The sequence below is a fragment of the Shewanella frigidimarina genome, from assembly GCF_003797125.1.
Classification (GTDB): Bacteria; Pseudomonadota; Gammaproteobacteria; order Enterobacterales; family Shewanellaceae; genus Shewanella; species Shewanella frigidimarina.
The window spans coordinates 81,249-97,370 of record NZ_RKKE01000008.1; the positions used below are offsets into that span (position 1 = coordinate 81,249).

The window sequence follows — 16,122 nt, forward strand, 5'->3', positions numbered from 1 at the left end:
TTTATTCACTGGGCTACGCCCAATAAGGAGCTAAACATGTCAGTAGAACGAAGTATTATGGCCTTTGCTGGCTTTATGGTTTTATTATCTCTTGTGTTAACCGCAACAGTTAGCCCGCATTTTGTCTGGCTTACTGTATTTGTAGGCGCTAATCTATTTCAGAGTGCTTTTACAGGCTTTTGTCCTGCAGCGATGATAATGAAAAAATTAGGCGTCAAAACTGCAGCTGAAATAGCCTTAAATAAATAACAAGGAAATTATCGTGTTTAAAAAATCTATGCCGTTGTCTGTTCAATCTATTTTGGCGCTATTGGTCTTATTCGCGGCATCTCTTATGCCGACTTGGGCTGCAGAGCATGAGCCTAGCGTTGCTTGGGAAAAAATAGACCGCGGTGTCACGTTAATTGATGTGCGCACTGCTGAAGAGTTTGCTGCTGGACATATTGACGGTGCTATTAATATTCCATTTGAGAATATCGTCCCAGAGTTGGCAAAGCGCAATATCACTAAAGACACCGAAATAGTCCTTTACTGCCGCAGCGGTAACCGAAGTGGTATGGCGCAGGAATCATTAGTTAAGCAGGGTTACAGCAACACCTATAATGCGGGTGGTTTTGATAGCTTAATATCAGCACGATAACCTCTATAACAATCTAAAACCACAGGTCTATAACTGTGGTTTTATTAAACATATCAAATAGTTCATCGTATTGATATCTTCCTCATATCAATACGATGAACGTTGCTACTTTCAGCCCCCCTATATTTTGCCTGCAAAAATATCTTTACACATAATATTAGATAATTATTTATTAGCATAAAGCGTATCCATTTATGCACTTTCTAGTTAAGCGCTTTCATTAAGTTAACTCCATTAAAGCTCGAAAGATACCCTTCTACCAGCTCGAGACCCAGCTGAATTTTAATTCAACAATTATAGGTAAAAATTCAAATAAATCCGTTCTATAAGACCAGTTACTTGACAATAAACATTAACAACTTGTTTACACCACGCTGAAATATGGTTACCTTTTAGACAGATAGGCAAAATAGCTTATCAGTAAAACATAATTATAAAAGACATTACGTCCCACCCTGATTAACATGGAAGATAATATGAAAAAGCATAAAAACCCAACGGTCGTGCTTAGCATGACCGCACTCGCTTTGGCCATTTCAACGCAAGTAAACGCAGCACCAGCCCCTTCTCAACTCTCTGCAACGAATCAACAAATTGAACAACAATCACCTTTACCGAAACGGTATATCGTTAAGTTCAGAAATGATAACGCTGCACAGATACTCAATAGCAGTTCCGCTGTACAAAATGTAAATGCTGAAACGGACAACAGTATGGCTTACGAGCCTCGTTCAAACGAAGTATTTACTCAATTTAGAGCCTTGAATAGCGTAAAAGCACGAGAAATGAAGCGCGTAGGTCGCAGTAATAGTTACTCGGTAAAGCTCGACTCGTCTTCTATTAAAGCATTACGTTTGCGTCAAGATGTTGAATACGTGGAAGAGGATTTACCCCGTAGACTGCTTGCAGAGACGACACCTTGGGGGCAAACCTTTGTTGGTGCAACCGTATTAAGCGACAGCCAAACAGGTAATCGTACAATCTGTATTATTGATTCTGGTTATGACCGTAGCCACAATGATTTAAGTGGTAACAATGCAACAGGAACCAATAATTCAGGCACAGGCAATTGGTATCAACCAGGTAATAATAATGCCCATGGTACTCACGTAGCGGGTACCATTGCGGCAATAGCGAATAATGAAGGTGTGGTTGGGGTGATGCCTAACCAAAATGCCAATATTCATGTCGTAAAAGTGTTTAACGAAGCAGGATGGGGTTACTCATCATCATTGGTCGCTGCTATTGATACCTGTGTTAGTTCAGGTGGTGCAAACGTAGTAACAATGAGTTTAGGTGGTAGTGGTTCCACCACAACTGAACGTAATGCATTAAATACTCATTATAACAATGGGGTGTTATTAATTGCAGCTGCTGGTAATGCTGGCGACAGTAGTTATAGCTACCCAGCATCTTACGATAGCGTCATGTCTGTTGCAGCAGTTGACAGTAATCTCGATCATGCCGCTTTTTCACAATATACAGACCAAGTTGAAATCTCAGGGCCTGGCGAGGCAATTCTATCGACGGTTACCGTTGGTGAAGGTCGTTTAGCCGATATAACCATTGGCGGTCAGTCTTACTTTAACAATGGTGTAGTGCCGCACAATCGTTTAACCCCATCTGGTACTAGCTACACTGCGGCACCGATTAACGCAAGTGCAACGGGAACCCTAGCGGAATGTACTGTCAATGGAACCAGTTTTAATTGCGGTAGCATGACCAATAAAATCTGTCTTGTTGAGCGTGTAGGTAACCAAGGGGCCAGTTACCCTGAAATAAACTCAGTTAAAGCCTGTAAAACAGCTGGTGCTAAAGGTGTCATTGTTTACAGTAACACTGCACTACCAGGACTACAAAATCCATTCGTCGTTGATGCTAACAGTGAAATTCTGATCCCTTCTATGTCTGTTGACCGAGCAACTGGGCTTGCACTTAAAGCTAAGTTGGGACAATCAGCCACTGTGAGTAATCAAGGAAATCGAGATTATGCTTATTACAATGGCACCTCAATGGCAACACCGCATGTGTCAGGTGTGGCAACATTAGTGTGGAGTTATCATCCAGAATGTAGCGCTAGCCAAGTGCGTGCTGCATTAAATGCAACAGCAGATGACTTAAGCGTTGCCGGTCGTGATAACCAAACAGGTTTCGGGATGGTTAATGCCACTGCAGCAAAAGCTTACCTAGATGAATCATGTAATGGTCCAACCGATCCAGGTACAGGCTCTGGTGACAGCGTACTTGAAAAAGGCGTGGCAAAAACAGGCTTAGCTGGCGCTAAAAACGATGAATTATATTTCTCGTTAGACGTTCCTGCAGGCGCGACAGACATAAGCTTCACTATGAGTGGTGGAACTGGCGATGCTGACTTATATGTGCAGTATGGCGCATCACCTACCAGCAGCAGTTACGACTGTCGTCCATGGAAAGGTGGTAATGCAGAGTCTTGCCCAATTGCGACGCCTCAATCTGGTACTTATTATGTGATGGTACAAGGTTATAGTGCATTTAGTGGTGTAAGTTTAGTGGCTAACTACACCGCAGGTAGCACTGGTGGCAGCAACACAGGCGGCCCAGCAAGCTACACTAATACCGGCAATTATACGATCCCAGACAACAACACTAGTGGTATTACTAGCCCTATTACTGTTAGCCGTACTGGCGATTCAGGAACGGTATCGGTGTCAATTGGGATTATTCATACTTATATTGGTGATTTAAAAATCCAGTTAGTTAGCCCTACCGGCCAAACGGTTGTACTGCATAACAACACTGGTGGTGGTACCGATAATCTAACCCAGACTTACACCGCTAATATGGCAGGTGTCGAATCAAGTGGTGTATGGACATTAAAAGCTGTTGATAATGCGAGACAAGATACTGGATATATTGATACTTGGAGCTTAAGCTTCCAGTAATATTATTTAGTTGATTACAAAAATAGCCACATTATGTGGCTATTTTTATTTCTGATGGATTAACTTTTTAACAGTTAACAGACTAATAGTGAGATTGTGTTGTTTGCAACACGGCAGGCTGCTGAATATTGGCAATCACTTCAAATATAGATGCAAATGAGTTTGGCGTACTCACATCGACAGCTAGCTTTAATCGACGAGCAATATCATTAGCAGATAACACACCACGGATGGCATGATTTGAACGGTCAACCACTAAACAATGTTGCTGTCCTGCTGATTGTAATGTCTCAATAACATCACCAATACGAGCATAACTTAAATCTTCAAAATCAATCGCTTTCAGATCCTCTTTAGGGATCATAAAATCTGCAACACTTAAATGATCACGCTGATGCCCAGCGGCAACACGTTTCAATATCTCTTGATTATGTAAAGACTCAAAGCTGATTAGGCCAATAAACCGATCTTTATCATCTATTACTAATTTAAGACGTACATGCGACTTCTGCATTAAGTGCTCGACCTTAACCGCCGACGTACTCGATTCTATCACCATCGGTGTCACTTTCTTAAAATCAGTAAACACGTTTAATGCTGAGGATAACACTGAGATATCTTCATGAGCTTCTGGTGACGTTAATTCATCAATTTTTTCTACTGGGTATAGGGCTAATTTCTTCACAATAACATCCTTAATCAACAACCATCGCGAAACGTGAAACATCATATTTATTAATTAGTTATAATTTATTGTGATGCTCACTACATGATTTGATTATCTGCCTGTGATTTTATTAGTACAAGACCCATTTGATTAAACTTAATTAATTTCTACAAAGTTAAGGTTAAATTCACTTTACTGTGATCTAAATTATGATAGATGCTGTGATTGTAGCCAAACAACCTGAACGCCACTACTTTAACGTTTCAGGCTCTATTAATGCGCTATTATTTGCATCTGATAACCACACTTGCCCTTCGCTAAGACTAACTTGTAACGCCATATTACGATTAACAAAAACTTCCATTTGTTTCACCGCATCTTCAGGAAAATTAATCACCGTTAAATTTTCGTAGCGAGCAAACGCTTGCTGATTCTGCTGCCACCAAATTGGTACACTTCGGCCGCCATAAGTATAAAGAATAACCTGTTTTGACCGACCACATGCTTTTCTAAGCCACTTCTCATCAGCTTGGCCAAACTCAACCCAAAGATCGATTTCACCACTGAGGTTTTTATCCCAAAGTTCCGCTTCATCATCAACACATAAACCTTTACTGAACACTAACGTTTCTGATGCATTAATGGCAAATGCCAGTAAACGCACCATCATCCGCGTATCGGTTTCGGACGGATGTTGGGCTAAGGTAAACTGATGATCGGCATAATAATGACGGTCCATATCTGCAATCTGCAACGAAACTTTAAAAACGGTAGCTTTAGCGGCCATAAAAGGCTCCTACGAGGATAAAAAAAACCGAGTCTACTACAAAGTAGACTCGGCATAATAGAACATCGTACATCTTGGGTTAAATAGCACCAGGGCGTAGATGTTTTGCCATTGGAAAATGCGCGCTGAACTGGGCGACTTTAGCAGCAGAAGACACGATTAACATACGAGATCCGTGTTCATATTGATGAGTGATATCACTTAACAATGGCACAGCTTCTCTATTTGCGTCTCGCCTTAATAATTCATTAATGTCACTATCAAGTGCACCATCACTGTAAACCACGTCTAATGTCTGTAACAACGGCATGGCGGCAATAGGGAGTAAATGTGCCGGCGTATCCTCCATTAACAAAAGAATCTCACCTTTAACACTAAAGTCTTCAAAAGCCTCAAGATAGCGTTGTTCTGTTAATGTATCGAATTTATCTTGGTTCGTGGTAAAAAATCGTTCCCAAAATAAACGTCTATCTTTACCTGCTAATAATTTATGTTGTACTTCCTCGCGCTTACTGGCAACAAAATCAAATAAAGGCGCTAATGATGACGGTAGCATGGTTTCGAGACGTGAACGGATAGTTCGAGCGAAAACAGGTGCGGCACCAGCTGTACTGATCGCAACCACTAACCTGCCTCGATCTACTATCGAAGGCGTAATAAATCGACAAAATTTAGGATTATCGACCACATTCACCCAAATCCCCCGCTCCGTGGCCAACTGTGCAAAATCCATATTCAATTGCTCATCGGCAGTGGCAAGGTAAATGATATCGACATTGGCAATATCATCTGCACAGACTTCACGACGAGACAGCTGGATCCGACCTTGTGCATGATAGTTTTCAATATCATTGGCAACCGTTGGTGCGATTACATGAATATGAGCATCAGTACGAGACAACAGATCGAGTTTACGTGTGGCAACCTCACCAGCCCCCACCAATAAAACCTGTAAACCTTGAGTATCAACAAACAAAGGGAAATATTGCATTAATCTACTCAGTCTTCAACGATAGGGAATTGATGTTGTATCCAAGCACGGTATCCGCCAATCATTGAGGCTACTTGCGTATAACCCATGAGCTGTAAATTATAGGCAGATAATGCAGCACGTTGACCCGCTCCACAATAAAGTAATATTGGGGTGCTTTTATCAGGAAAGCGATGCTCTATATCACGCTCAATAATGCCACGACTGAGGTGTTTTGCATTAGGTAAATGCCCTTGTAACCACTCGTTATCTTCTCGCACATCGATTAATTGCCATTGATCTTGTTGTTGATATTGCTCAATGGTTAATAAGTTGACATGAGGCATAACAGAATCGACCAAACTGGCAAATGCTGGAGAGGGTTGCATAGTGTTTCCTTAAGTTAGTTAAGTCACTCATTTGTGACAAATTAGCACTACATACGTCATAAACCTAAAAGTAGTTTAATCATAGAGTCTATTGGATTTTTGAAAACAATTTTGCAGCAGTTTGTGGCAATTTACTACAAAGAGGGGTTTATGATGGTGTCATTTATAGATGAATAAGCGCTAACTGCGTCACAATAAGCCACAAATGGACACTAGTGGCTCAGTTAAACGGGACGCTTATTTATAAGCTAGGTGCAATATTGCAAAACATAAATCGGCTTAGGGACTTTGCCCAAAAAATTTACGTCATGATTAACCCCGTTTATCTCCAACAACATTTGGTGGTAAAAGATGGACTTCAACGCTAAAAAACCATCTTATACTCAGGCTTATTCGTTATGCATTTCACTTCTTTGCGAACTACATTGCCAACACAATTCAAAACTGCCTTCGTTTATTTCATGGCATTGGACACATTGCCATTGAGGCTGTTCAATATCGAGTGCATCCAGTAACGTTTGCGCAGCGGCAAGTTGATTATCTGCTACCCATAACTCAACCGTTTGCATTTCAATCGGCAAACCGCCTACGCCACCAATGAGTGCTTCACCTTTAAGATCAACTTCGATCCCACTCGTTTCCAGTAGCCCTTTCCATGTATGAGCCTGCAGTAAATTACCACCGGCCAATAATACTTTTCGTTGTTCCATGCGTTATCCTACTGCATTGCTCTTGCTGGCAAATTTGTTTCATCCTACTGCCTCTACCAAAATCTGTCGAGTCTTGTTTGTGAATTGGACATTTGCCATAGACATGGTTAAGTTAACTTTATATAAGGGCCTGTTGATCTTTCAAGCACGAAAAGTCAACTGGCCCTAGCGATTAGAACTTATTAACATCACAAATAGGGCTCTACATGACAAAAATAGTCTTAAAAGGTGTATTTCAAATCACCGCTTGGAATGAATCGGCTTATGCTGAACACGACAATAACAACAAACAAACCATTGCCGAAATTACCCAAACGTATTCAGGTGATATTAATGGTTCTGCTCAAATTCGCTATGTGATGTCATATCAAAATGGGGAAGCTGCGGTATTTGTTGGAATGGAGCACTTAACCATAAATACACCAGAAATATCAGGCACTATAGTGTTACAACATAATGGCGTCTTTTCACAAGGTGTTGCCCAAAGCCAATTCAATGTAATAGCTGACTCGGGTACCGATAACTTGAAGCAATTCATCGGTCATGGTGAGTTTACCTCAACCGAAAACGGCCAAGCAGATTACCTCATCACTTTACATCATGACTAAGATAACCATTTCTCGTATAGAGACGAATATCGGTACATTTAGAGTATCTGGCACTATGACGTTAACTTCACTGATGTTTAACAGTGTCGAAATACTCGGTAGTGATGGATGGGAAGCTCTGATAGTTGATCCACAAACTCAATGGCACAAAACGTTAATGGCTGCCTGTGAAGTGCATTTAGCAGAACAAAAGATCATAAGTTAGGCATAAAAAGAAACCCCAGCAAGCTGGGGTTTCTTTTTAGCGATTAAGATTAATAATACTTATTAAGGCATCATTGAAGGCTGATCAGCACCTTCTTTCTCAATCTCTACCGGTAACATATGTTCACGATTGATACCCAATTTAATGGCTAAATAACTTGCCACGTAAATCGATGAGTATGTACCCACAAAAATACCGAGTAATAATGCAGTCGCAAAACCATGGATCATTGTGCCGCCTTTTAAAAACAGCGCAATAACGGTAATTAATGTTGTACCTGTGGTAATAACAGTACGACTCATGGTCTGAGTGATTGAGGTATTCACAATCTCTACAGGAGTGCCTTTGCGCATTTTAAGGAAGTTTTCACGGATACGGTCATACACTACGATGGTATCGTTAAGTGAGTAACCCACAACCGTCAATAAACCTGCCAATACGGTCAAGTCAAACTCAAGCTGTAATACCGAAAAGACCCCTAAGGTCACAATAACGTCATGGGCTAGCGCCGCTACAGAACCTGCAGCTAAACGCCATTCAAAACGAAATGATACATAGATAAGAATACAGATTAAGGCAACAATAACTGCTAAGCCCCCCTGCTCTGCTAATTCCTTACCTACTTGTGGCCCAACAAACTCAACACGCTTTTGAATCACGCCTGAATCAATTGACTGCGCAGCAGTTAATACTGCTGCAACCTGGACATCACTTTTTAACTCATTTCTTACCGGTAAACGAACTAAAATGTCGCGGCTTGAACCAAAGTTTTGTACCACGGCTCCTTCAGCTTCATCAGTCGTCATGGTTGCACGTAGAGCATTTAAGTCAACAGGAGCAGAAAACTCCATTTCAACAACCGTACCGCCGGTAAAGTCTAAGCCCCAGTTAATGCCTTGTACGCCTAGCGATACAAAAGAAGCAATAACTAAGATCAACGACATTACACTAATAGGAAGTGCATGACGAAGGAAGTCGACTGTATTCTTTACTGAAAATATCTGAAACATGTTCAACTTCTCCCTTAGATAGACAATGACTTAACGCGCTTACCACCCCAAACCGCATTCACGATTGAGCGTGTGCCAACAATGGCTGTAAACATCGAAGTCGCGATACCTATCATTAAGGTAACAGCAAAACCTTTCACCGCACCGGTACCGACAGCAAACAAGATTAACGCTGTCATAAAGGTAGTGATGTTAGCATCTGCAATGGTTGAAAAAGCATTACCATAACCTTCATGGATAGCTTGTTGCACGCTGCGGCCACCAAGAAGTTCTTCACGGATACGTTCAAAAATAAGTACGTTACCGTCAACCGCCATGCCCACCGTTAATACCATGCCCGCAATACCTGGTAAGGTTAATACCGCACCTGGGATCATAGACATCACACCAACAACCATAATTAGGTTTGCCAGCAATGCAAGGTTGGCAATAAAACCAAATGCACGGTAGTAAACCATCATAAATACAAGAACAACAACCATGCCCCAAATCATCGCTTGAACACCGTTTTGGATGTTCTCAGCACCTAGGCTTGGGCCAATAGTTCTTTCTTCCACAATGGTCACTGGCGCAATCAACGCACCTGCACGTAATAATAACGCTAGGCTTTGTGCTTCAGTGTGCTCAAGACCGGTAATCACAAAATTACGGCCTAAACGAGCCTGAATCGTCGCAACTGAAATAACCTCTTCAATACGAGTCATTTTCACTGTGCCATCAGGATTACGTGTACCACTGTCTTTATATTCGATAAATAATGTTGCCATTGGTTTACCGATATTGTCTTTGGTCACGTTAGAGAAAATCGAGCCGCCTTTTGCGTCAAGATTAATCGCTACCTGTGGACGACTGTATTCATCAAAAGTAGGTTGTGCACCAGTGATATGATCACCCGTTAGCATCACTTCTTTTTTCAATACTGCAATCCCGCCTTCACGGCGTTGGTACACTTCTGCGCCTGCAGGAACACGACCATTTGCAGCTGCGCTTACGTCAGCCTTATCATCAACCATACGAAATTCAATTGATGCCGTAGCACCTAAAATTTCTTTTGCTCGAGCAGTGTCTTGTACACCTGGCAGTTCAACAATAATGCGCTCGGCGCCTTGACGTTGTACTACTGGCTCAGCAACACCCAGCTCGTTAACACGGTTACGAATAGTGGTAATGTTTTGCTGCAGTGCTTCTTCCTTAATTTGCTTAAGGTAAGCATCACTCATGGTGGCAAGAAGCATAAACTCATTACCGCTACTCGCATCGGTATAGGTCATGTCATTGCTGCGGGTTTTTAAATAAGTCTCTGCTTGGTCAACCGTTTCAGCATCTCGAAACTTAATCGCAATCCCTTTAGGGGTTTTACGAATACCAGCATAACGAATTTTCTCTTCACGAAGCTGGCTTCGGAAATCAGCTATCTTAGCTTCTTCCATTTTACGAATAGCTTCGCCCATATCCACTTCCATTAGGAAGTGAACACCACCACGTAAATCTAAACCTAATTTCATCGGTGACCCACCAACAGCTTCAAGCCATTCAGGGGTTGCCGGAGCTAAGTTTAGCGCAACGGTATATTTCTGGCCAAGCAGTTCAGCGATAGCTTCTTTAGCGACTAACTGTTGCTCAGGATTTTGCACTCGGACTAATAACTGACCATTTTCTAGCTCGGCACGCTTTACCGCAATACCCTGACTATCTAATAAATCAACCACAGTCGTTTGTGTCGATGCAGTAACTTCTGCGCCGCGAGTCGCGACAATCTGCACTGCATGATCTTCACCAAACAAATTTGGAATTGCATAAAAACTACCAATGGCAATGACAAGCATCACCATGATGTTTTTCCACATTGGGTATTTATTTAACACACCATAGCCCTCTTGGCTTATAACGACTGGATAGAACCTTTAGGCAATACCGCTGCGATGTAATCCTTTTTAATCGTGATTTGGTTGTTATCATTAATCGCTAATAACACATAATCACTTTCTTCACCAATTTTGGTCACTTTACCGAGAATGCCACCGCTGGTTAACACTTCATCACCTTTTGAAATCGACGCCATTAGGTTTTTGTGCTCTTTCACACGCTTTGACTGTGGACGGAAAATCATGAAGTAAAAGATTAATCCAAACATGACTAGCATGAAAATTAACTGCATGGTTTCGCCACCGGCTACACCACTGATTGGGCTTGCATATGCATTTGAAATAAACATAGTTCTCTCTTCTTATTAGCTAAAATTAAACGATTAACTCAGGTACTTCACGACCAAAACTGGTATAGAACTCCTTAACAAAGGCGTCTAATGTACCTGTCTCAATTGCGCCGCGCAAACCTTCCATCAACATTTGGTAATAACGTAAATTATGGATGGTGTTTAAACGCGCACCTAGAATTTCATTACAACGATCTAAATGGTATAAATAAGCACGTGAATAGTTTTTACAAGTGTAACAATCACACTTAGGATCTAATGTTGCTGTGTCGTCACGGTGACGTGCATTACGAATTTTAATCACACCTTCACTGGTAAATAAATGGCCATTACGGGCATTACGTGTTGGCATAACACAGTCAAACATATCCACACCACGACGAACGCCTTCGACTAAATCTTCAGGTTTGCCCACGCCCATTAAATAACGAGGCTTGTCAGCAGGAATTTGCGGACAAACATGTTCTAAAATACGGTGCATGTCTGCTTTAGGCTCGCCAACAGCTAAACCACCTACTGCATAACCATCAAAACCTATGTCTAAAAGACCCTTTACACTTTCGTCGCGTAAATCTTCAAACACACCACCTTGAATAATGCCAAACAAAGAGTTCGGGTTTTCTAAGCGGTCAAACTCATCACGTGAACGCTTAGCCCAACGCAGTGACATTTGCATCGACTTACGTGCTTCATCATGAGTTGCTGGATACGGGGTACATTCATCAAAAATCATCACCACATCAGATCCTAAAGAATCCTGAATCTGCATTGATTTTTCTGGGTCCAAGAAAATCTTTTCACCATTTATCGGTGAACGAAAATGCACACCCTCTTCAGTGATTTTACGAATATCACCTAAACTAAACACTTGGAATCCACCTGAGTCCGTTAGAATAGGACGTTGCCAATTCATAAAGTCGTGCAAATCACCGTGTTTACGCATGATCTCTTCGCCAGGACGTAACCATAAATGAAAGGTGTTGCCCAATAAAATGTCGGCACCGGTAGCGCGTACTTCTTCAGGCGTCATACCTTTTACCGTACCGTAAGTCCCCACAGGCATAAATGCTGGCGTTTCTACTGTACCGCGGTCAAAAATAAGACGTCCGCGACGTGCACGACCATCAGTTGTATCTAATTCAAATTTCATAAATCACCTTGCCAGATAAACAGTCTGACTCGTTTAGTTTCTATAGTAATGAGGGCAAATTTTAATGCTTCAAGGTTACTGACACATTAAATCAAAAAAACGCCCACTATTGTGGGCGAGTATTTTAAATCAAATTCATTGCTTACGGGGCTTTTTTCGTCACAAACATCGCATCACCATAGCTAAAAAAGCGATATTTTTGCGTAATCGCATGTTGATAAGCTTTCATTACCGCTTCATAACCAGCAAAAGCACTCAGCAGCATGATTAATGTTGATTCTGGCAAATGAAAATTAGTGACCATGGCATCAACAACTTTAAATTGAAAACCTGGGTAAATAAAGATATCGGTATCACCACTAAAGGCTTCAAGAGGACGATCTCCACTTGCACGCGCTGCACTTTCTAATGAACGAACTGAGGTTGTGCCGACGGCAACAACGCGATTTCCAGCCGCTTTAGTTTGCGCAATTAGGTCAACAACCTCTTGTGACACATTAGCCCATTCTGAATGCATCTTGTGTTCAAGCACATTATCGACTCGTACTGGCTGGAATGTACCAGCACCGACATGCAAAGTCACAAAGGCAATATTAACCCCTTTGGCTTTTAAATCGGCTAACATGGCATCGTCAAAGTGTAACCCTGCAGTTGGTGCAGCTACTGCACCTGGTGTTTGGTTATACACTGTTTGATAACGTTCTTTATCAGTATCCTCATCAGGACGATCAATGTAAGGAGGAAGTGGCATATGACCGACGTCTTCAAGTACTTCTAATATGGTTTTATCAGACAGTAATTCAAGCTCGAACAATGCATCGTGACGGGCCAACATTATCATTTGGTAGCCGCCGTCTAAGTCAATAAGTGTATCGACTTTAGGAGATTTTGAACTGCGAACGTGGGCTAGAATGCGTTTATCGTCGAGCATACGCTCAACGAGAATCTCAAGCTTACCGCCAGTCGACTTCTGGCCAAATAAACGTGCTGGTATAACTCGGGTGTTATTAAACACCATCAAGTCTCCAGGATTGACTAGATTGAATAAATCAGTAAATTTTTTGTCTGCAAGCTCACTGTTTTCGCCACTTAATGTGAGTAAACGCGAAGCATTGCGTTGTGCTGTCGGATAGCGAGCAATCAGCTCATCAGGTAGGTCGAATGAAAAATCTGCAACACGCATAGTATGATCTCAACAGTAAAAACGGCCGCTAGTCTATGGCGACTGCGGGTTAAGATCAAGTTTGGTGATTATTTTCTCAGCTTTTGTTCTATCGACTCGGTGTCGATATCGTCCAGTTCAATAGTATCTGACTTGGCAGAGTCAAAGGTTTGGTCCGATTTATATGAATGTTCTTCATAACGCATGTCGATGTGTACTTTATTTCTTTTTGGTGCAGCTGGCTTACCCAATAACTTTTTAATCCAGTCTTTCATCATCCTTGATCCCTAAATTAATCCTATAACCTTTAAAAAGCAGTTACATATACGCATCACAACAATACGAAGTTCAATACTCCATGACATTTATCTATAAAACGTTATGATTAACACCACTCACTTGCCACTTTGTAACGCTTTGTTACAAACGGCTTGTATCATACTGTAAAATAATAAAATTAGAAGTACAATTTATGAACTTTTTAGCTCACTTACATTTAGCCGACATCAGCGATACTCACCTAGTAGCTAATTTGTCGGGTGATTTCGCGAAAGGTAACATAGAGCAACATCCAAAACATCTGCAACAAGGGATATGGCTTCATCGTCAGATAGACCAAATTACTGACAATCATGAAATTATTATCGACCTGCTCAAGCTGTTCCCTAAAACTTCACGTCGCGTAGCACCTATATTAGTTGACTTAGTATTCGATCATTATTTAGCGTTTTATTGGGAAGAGTATCATCACCAGCCATTAGATGAATTTTGCCAAAAAGCATACCACCAGCTTAGTACTACACTTGAACTACCTCCGACGTTACAGGCCATTGCGCCACAAATTATCCAGCAAGATTGGCTAAGTAGTTACCAAACAAGACAAGGATTAGATCAAGCGATTAAAGGCGTCAGTCGTCGTTTATCAAAACCAGAACTTTTTGACCATGCCATTAAAGATATCGATAAGATTTATATTGATATCGAGATTGCATTTAGAACCTTTTATCCGCAGTTAATGGCCTATAGTAGGCTTTATAGTCGTAAGACTCCGGCAGCATATTTACCTTAATACAGGGTATTTATAGGAATTAATGTCGTATGCCGTCATGGTTACTTAATCTAAAATACACACTCAAAACCAAACGATTTTGGCTAACGAGTCTACGCGATATCATCGTTATTGCGGTGGTGTTGTTCGCTATCGCGAGTTATCTACAGCGAGATATGCGAACAGGCGTAGCGATGCCAATAAACGCGTATACTATCGCCAATAAACCAATATCATTATTTACTGCACCATCAATTAACGCCCAGCAACATATTAGAGAGAACAGTACCCAACATAAACCCACCTTGGTCTATTTTTGGGGCACTTGGTGTCCGGTGTGTAAAGTGACCTCTCCTATGGTGAACTCAGTTAGTCTAAATCCAGATTATCAGGTTGTTTCCATTGCAGTAGCTTCAGGTTCTGACGACGACATCAGCACCTTTATGCAACATCATCATTATCATTTTGATGTCATCAATCAGCATCAAACAATGTTATTAAGCCAAGAATGGGGCGCCATGGCATTGCCTGCTATTTATATCGTTGATGCTGAAAACAATATTCGCTTTGTTACCTCTGGCGTAACAAGCAGTTGGGGAATGTCATTACGGTTGTGGCTAGCGACCTGGTAAAGCGGCGATAACCAAACAGTATTATTCAGCCGAATAATTGGTTTTTGGTTATCAGTAAAACTTTGTTAGTATCCGCAACATGAGTACTCGCGAGATTAACGTTTCGCCACATCAATACCTGAATCAGACACAATTAGAGAGACAATTTATAATGCACATCTTTACTTATCAACCACCATCAATTCCGTGGTTGGACATACGCTATAAAGACCGTGACATTATCGTCATCAATAAGCCTTCAGGCCTATTATCAAATCCAGGACGTTCACCAGACACACACGATACGGCCATAACCCGTTTGCAACGATGTTATCCTGAAGCGATTTTGATCCATCGTTTAGATTGTGATACTTCTGGGATCATGATTTTTGCTCGTACTAAAAAAGCAGAATCACATTTAAAAATTCAGTTTCAAAATCGACAAGCTAAAAAGGTGTACATTGCCGAAGTGATTGGCCATGTGGGTGAACAGCAAGGTAAAGTGAACTTTGCGCTAGGACCTAACCCTGATTCACCACCATTCCAAATGCTTACAGATTCAGGCAAAACTGCGTTAACCTACTTCCAGGTACTTGAACATAGGACGCAGTCAACGCTGATGGAACTAAAACCCCACACGGGTCGCACTCATCAGCTTAGGGTTCATATGTTGGCGCTTGGCCATGCAATTTTAGGCGATGAGTTTTATGGCGATAACGAGACAATTAGTGCCAGTAAACGGTTAAACTTGCATGCGCAATCGCTCACAATTACCCATCCTTATAGCCAAGTCGAGATGACGTTTTTTAGCCAGCATCCATTTTAATGCCGTCATTACTTAACCTGAACTCGGGATAAGGGATGAACTTAGCTATTTAAAATCAGCATGTTAACCCAACTCACTTTCAAGCTTGTCATTTGTTATGCTAATAAGGCGAATTGACGCGTCAATAGCTAGCCTATTGTAAGTCGATTCAACACAGTTAGCAGGACAAAGGGCTGTTTGAAAGGCGTTTATTATCCCGAGCT

19 protein-coding genes are annotated in these 16,122 nt (G+C 41.4%); 8 read left to right on the forward strand and 11 right to left on the reverse strand.

Features of this window, described 5'->3' with window-relative positions:
- The first annotated feature begins 36 nt into the window (after positions 1-36).
- From EGC86_RS18700 to EGC86_RS18710, 3 genes are all read left to right on the forward strand, one after another.
- Positions 37-249, forward strand: a complete 213-nt coding sequence (locus EGC86_RS18700) for a YgaP family membrane protein (RefSeq protein WP_011638139.1) — start codon at positions 37-39, stop codon at positions 247-249.
- A gap of 13 nt (positions 250-262) precedes the next feature.
- Complete coding sequence (locus EGC86_RS18705; protein WP_123778553.1) at positions 263-640, forward strand: rhodanese-like domain-containing protein; 378 nt, start codon at positions 263-265, stop codon at positions 638-640.
- 476 nt (positions 641-1,116) lie between these two features.
- A complete protein-coding gene (locus tag EGC86_RS18710; RefSeq protein WP_123778556.1) occupies positions 1,117-3,561 on the forward strand; it encodes a S8 family serine peptidase in 2,445 nt (814 codons plus the stop codon).
- A gap of 82 nt (positions 3,562-3,643) precedes the next feature.
- On the opposite strand, the gene EGC86_RS18715 is transcribed toward EGC86_RS18710, so the two are convergent.
- The 5 genes from EGC86_RS18715 to EGC86_RS18735 all read right to left on the reverse strand — a co-directional run bounded on the left by EGC86_RS18715 (position 3,644) and on the right by EGC86_RS18735 (position 7,084).
- On the reverse strand, positions 3,644-4,246 hold the full coding sequence (locus tag EGC86_RS18715) for a CBS domain-containing protein (RefSeq protein ID WP_165872456.1): 603 nt from the start codon (positions 4,244-4,246) through the stop codon (positions 3,644-3,646).
- A gap of 232 nt (positions 4,247-4,478) precedes the next feature.
- The gene (locus EGC86_RS18720) at positions 4,479-5,015 is read right to left on the reverse strand and encodes a YaeQ family protein (protein WP_123778560.1); all 537 of its coding nucleotides are present in this window, start codon (positions 5,013-5,015) and stop codon (positions 4,479-4,481) included.
- 79 nt (positions 5,016-5,094) lie between these two features.
- Positions 5,095-6,006 carry a precorrin-2 dehydrogenase/sirohydrochlorin ferrochelatase family protein gene (locus tag EGC86_RS18725; protein ID WP_123778562.1) on the reverse strand — a complete coding sequence of 304 codons (912 nt, stop codon included), beginning with the start codon at positions 6,004-6,006 and terminating at the stop codon, positions 5,095-5,097.
- Positions 6,007-6,014: 8 nt separating this feature from the next.
- Positions 6,015-6,374 (reverse strand): rhodanese-like domain-containing protein, encoded by a 360-nt coding sequence (locus tag EGC86_RS18730; RefSeq protein WP_059744424.1) that lies wholly within the window; start codon positions 6,372-6,374, stop codon positions 6,015-6,017.
- A 389-nt stretch (positions 6,375-6,763) separates the two neighbouring features.
- A complete protein-coding gene (locus tag EGC86_RS18735; RefSeq protein WP_011638146.1) occupies positions 6,764-7,084 on the reverse strand; it encodes a putative signal transducing protein in 321 nt (106 codons plus the stop codon).
- Positions 7,085-7,290: 206 nt separating this feature from the next.
- Between EGC86_RS18735 and EGC86_RS18740 the strand changes: the two genes are divergently transcribed.
- Entirely contained in the window at positions 7,291-7,692 is a 402-nt protein-coding gene (locus tag EGC86_RS18740) for a DUF3224 domain-containing protein (protein WP_123778563.1), read from the forward strand.
- Positions 7,685-7,897 (forward strand): hypothetical protein, encoded by a 213-nt coding sequence (locus tag EGC86_RS18745; RefSeq protein ID WP_123778565.1) that lies wholly within the window; start codon positions 7,685-7,687, stop codon positions 7,895-7,897. The genes EGC86_RS18740 and EGC86_RS18745 overlap by 8 nt, the downstream gene beginning before the upstream one ends.
- A gap of 62 nt (positions 7,898-7,959) precedes the next feature.
- Here EGC86_RS18745 and secF read toward each other — a convergent pair whose 3' ends face one another.
- The 6 genes from secF to EGC86_RS18775 all read right to left on the reverse strand — a co-directional run bounded on the left by secF (position 7,960) and on the right by EGC86_RS18775 (position 13,712).
- Positions 7,960-8,907, reverse strand: a complete 948-nt coding sequence (gene secF, locus EGC86_RS18750; RefSeq protein WP_123778567.1) for a protein translocase subunit SecF — start codon at positions 8,905-8,907, stop codon at positions 7,960-7,962.
- Between the two features lie 14 nt (positions 8,908-8,921).
- On the reverse strand, positions 8,922-10,772 hold the full coding sequence (gene secD, locus EGC86_RS18755; RefSeq protein WP_011638149.1) for a protein translocase subunit SecD: 1,851 nt from the start codon (positions 10,770-10,772) through the stop codon (positions 8,922-8,924).
- A 17-nt stretch (positions 10,773-10,789) separates the two neighbouring features.
- On the reverse strand, positions 10,790-11,122 hold the full coding sequence (gene yajC, locus EGC86_RS18760) for a preprotein translocase subunit YajC (protein WP_011638150.1): 333 nt from the start codon (positions 11,120-11,122) through the stop codon (positions 10,790-10,792).
- A gap of 25 nt (positions 11,123-11,147) precedes the next feature.
- Positions 11,148-12,272, reverse strand: coding sequence for a tRNA guanosine(34) transglycosylase Tgt (tgt, locus tag EGC86_RS18765; protein WP_011638151.1), 1,125 nt, complete (start codon positions 12,270-12,272; stop codon positions 11,148-11,150).
- Positions 12,273-12,414: 142 nt separating this feature from the next.
- Positions 12,415-13,455: a tRNA preQ1(34) S-adenosylmethionine ribosyltransferase-isomerase QueA gene (gene queA, locus EGC86_RS18770; protein ID WP_123778569.1), complete on the reverse strand. Its 1,041-nt coding sequence runs from the start codon at positions 13,453-13,455 to the stop codon at positions 12,415-12,417.
- Positions 13,456-13,523: 68 nt separating this feature from the next.
- Positions 13,524-13,712 (reverse strand): hypothetical protein, encoded by a 189-nt coding sequence (locus EGC86_RS18775; RefSeq protein WP_123778570.1) that lies wholly within the window; start codon positions 13,710-13,712, stop codon positions 13,524-13,526.
- A 194-nt stretch (positions 13,713-13,906) separates the two neighbouring features.
- Between EGC86_RS18775 and EGC86_RS18780 the strand changes: the two genes are divergently transcribed.
- The 3 genes from EGC86_RS18780 to EGC86_RS18790 all read left to right on the forward strand — a co-directional run bounded on the left by EGC86_RS18780 (position 13,907) and on the right by EGC86_RS18790 (position 15,919).
- Positions 13,907-14,503, forward strand: coding sequence for an acyl carrier protein phosphodiesterase (locus EGC86_RS18780; RefSeq protein ID WP_123778572.1), 597 nt, complete (start codon positions 13,907-13,909; stop codon positions 14,501-14,503).
- 29 nt (positions 14,504-14,532) lie between these two features.
- Positions 14,533-15,114 (forward strand): protein disulfide oxidoreductase, encoded by a 582-nt coding sequence (locus EGC86_RS18785; RefSeq protein WP_123778574.1) that lies wholly within the window; start codon positions 14,533-14,535, stop codon positions 15,112-15,114.
- Between the two features lie 151 nt (positions 15,115-15,265).
- Complete coding sequence (locus EGC86_RS18790; RefSeq protein WP_123778575.1) at positions 15,266-15,919, forward strand: pseudouridine synthase; 654 nt, start codon at positions 15,266-15,268, stop codon at positions 15,917-15,919.
- Positions 15,920-16,122: the final 203 nt, after the last annotated feature.

Excerpts from the sequence above, each read along its gene's own strand:
- EGC86_RS18700 (WP_011638139.1), top strand. The coding sequence starts at position 37 with ATGTCAGTAGAACGAAGTATTATGGCCTTTGCTGGCTTTATGGTTTTA.
- EGC86_RS18710 (WP_123778556.1), top strand. The coding sequence starts at position 1,117 with ATGAAAAAGCATAAAAACCCAACGGTCGTGCTTAGCATGACCGCACTC.
- EGC86_RS18720 (WP_123778560.1), bottom strand. The coding sequence starts at position 5,015 with ATGGCCGCTAAAGCTACCGTTTTTAAAGTTTCGTTGCAGATTGCAGAT.
- EGC86_RS18725 (WP_123778562.1), bottom strand. The coding sequence starts at position 6,006 with ATGCAATATTTCCCTTTGTTTGTTGATACTCAAGGTTTACAGGTTTTA.
- EGC86_RS18730 (WP_059744424.1), bottom strand. The coding sequence starts at position 6,374 with ATGCAACCCTCTCCAGCATTTGCCAGTTTGGTCGATTCTGTTATGCCT.
- EGC86_RS18735 (WP_011638146.1), bottom strand. The coding sequence starts at position 7,084 with ATGGAACAACGAAAAGTATTATTGGCCGGTGGTAATTTACTGCAGGCT.
- EGC86_RS18740 (WP_123778563.1), top strand. The coding sequence starts at position 7,291 with ATGACAAAAATAGTCTTAAAAGGTGTATTTCAAATCACCGCTTGGAAT.
- EGC86_RS18745 (WP_123778565.1), top strand. The coding sequence starts at position 7,685 with ATGACTAAGATAACCATTTCTCGTATAGAGACGAATATCGGTACATTT.
- secF (WP_123778567.1), bottom strand. The coding sequence starts at position 8,907 with ATGTTTCAGATATTTTCAGTAAAGAATACAGTCGACTTCCTTCGTCAT.
- yajC (WP_011638150.1), bottom strand. The coding sequence starts at position 11,122 with ATGTTTATTTCAAATGCATATGCAAGCCCAATCAGTGGTGTAGCCGGT.
- tgt (WP_011638151.1), bottom strand. The coding sequence starts at position 12,272 with ATGAAATTTGAATTAGATACAACTGATGGTCGTGCACGTCGCGGACGT.
- queA (WP_123778569.1), bottom strand. The coding sequence starts at position 13,455 with ATGCGTGTTGCAGATTTTTCATTCGACCTACCTGATGAGCTGATTGCT.
- EGC86_RS18775 (WP_123778570.1), bottom strand. The coding sequence starts at position 13,712 with ATGATGAAAGACTGGATTAAAAAGTTATTGGGTAAGCCAGCTGCACCA.
- EGC86_RS18780 (WP_123778572.1), top strand. The coding sequence starts at position 13,907 with ATGAACTTTTTAGCTCACTTACATTTAGCCGACATCAGCGATACTCAC.
- EGC86_RS18785 (WP_123778574.1), top strand. The coding sequence starts at position 14,533 with ATGCCGTCATGGTTACTTAATCTAAAATACACACTCAAAACCAAACGA.
- EGC86_RS18790 (WP_123778575.1), top strand. The coding sequence starts at position 15,266 with ATGCACATCTTTACTTATCAACCACCATCAATTCCGTGGTTGGACATA.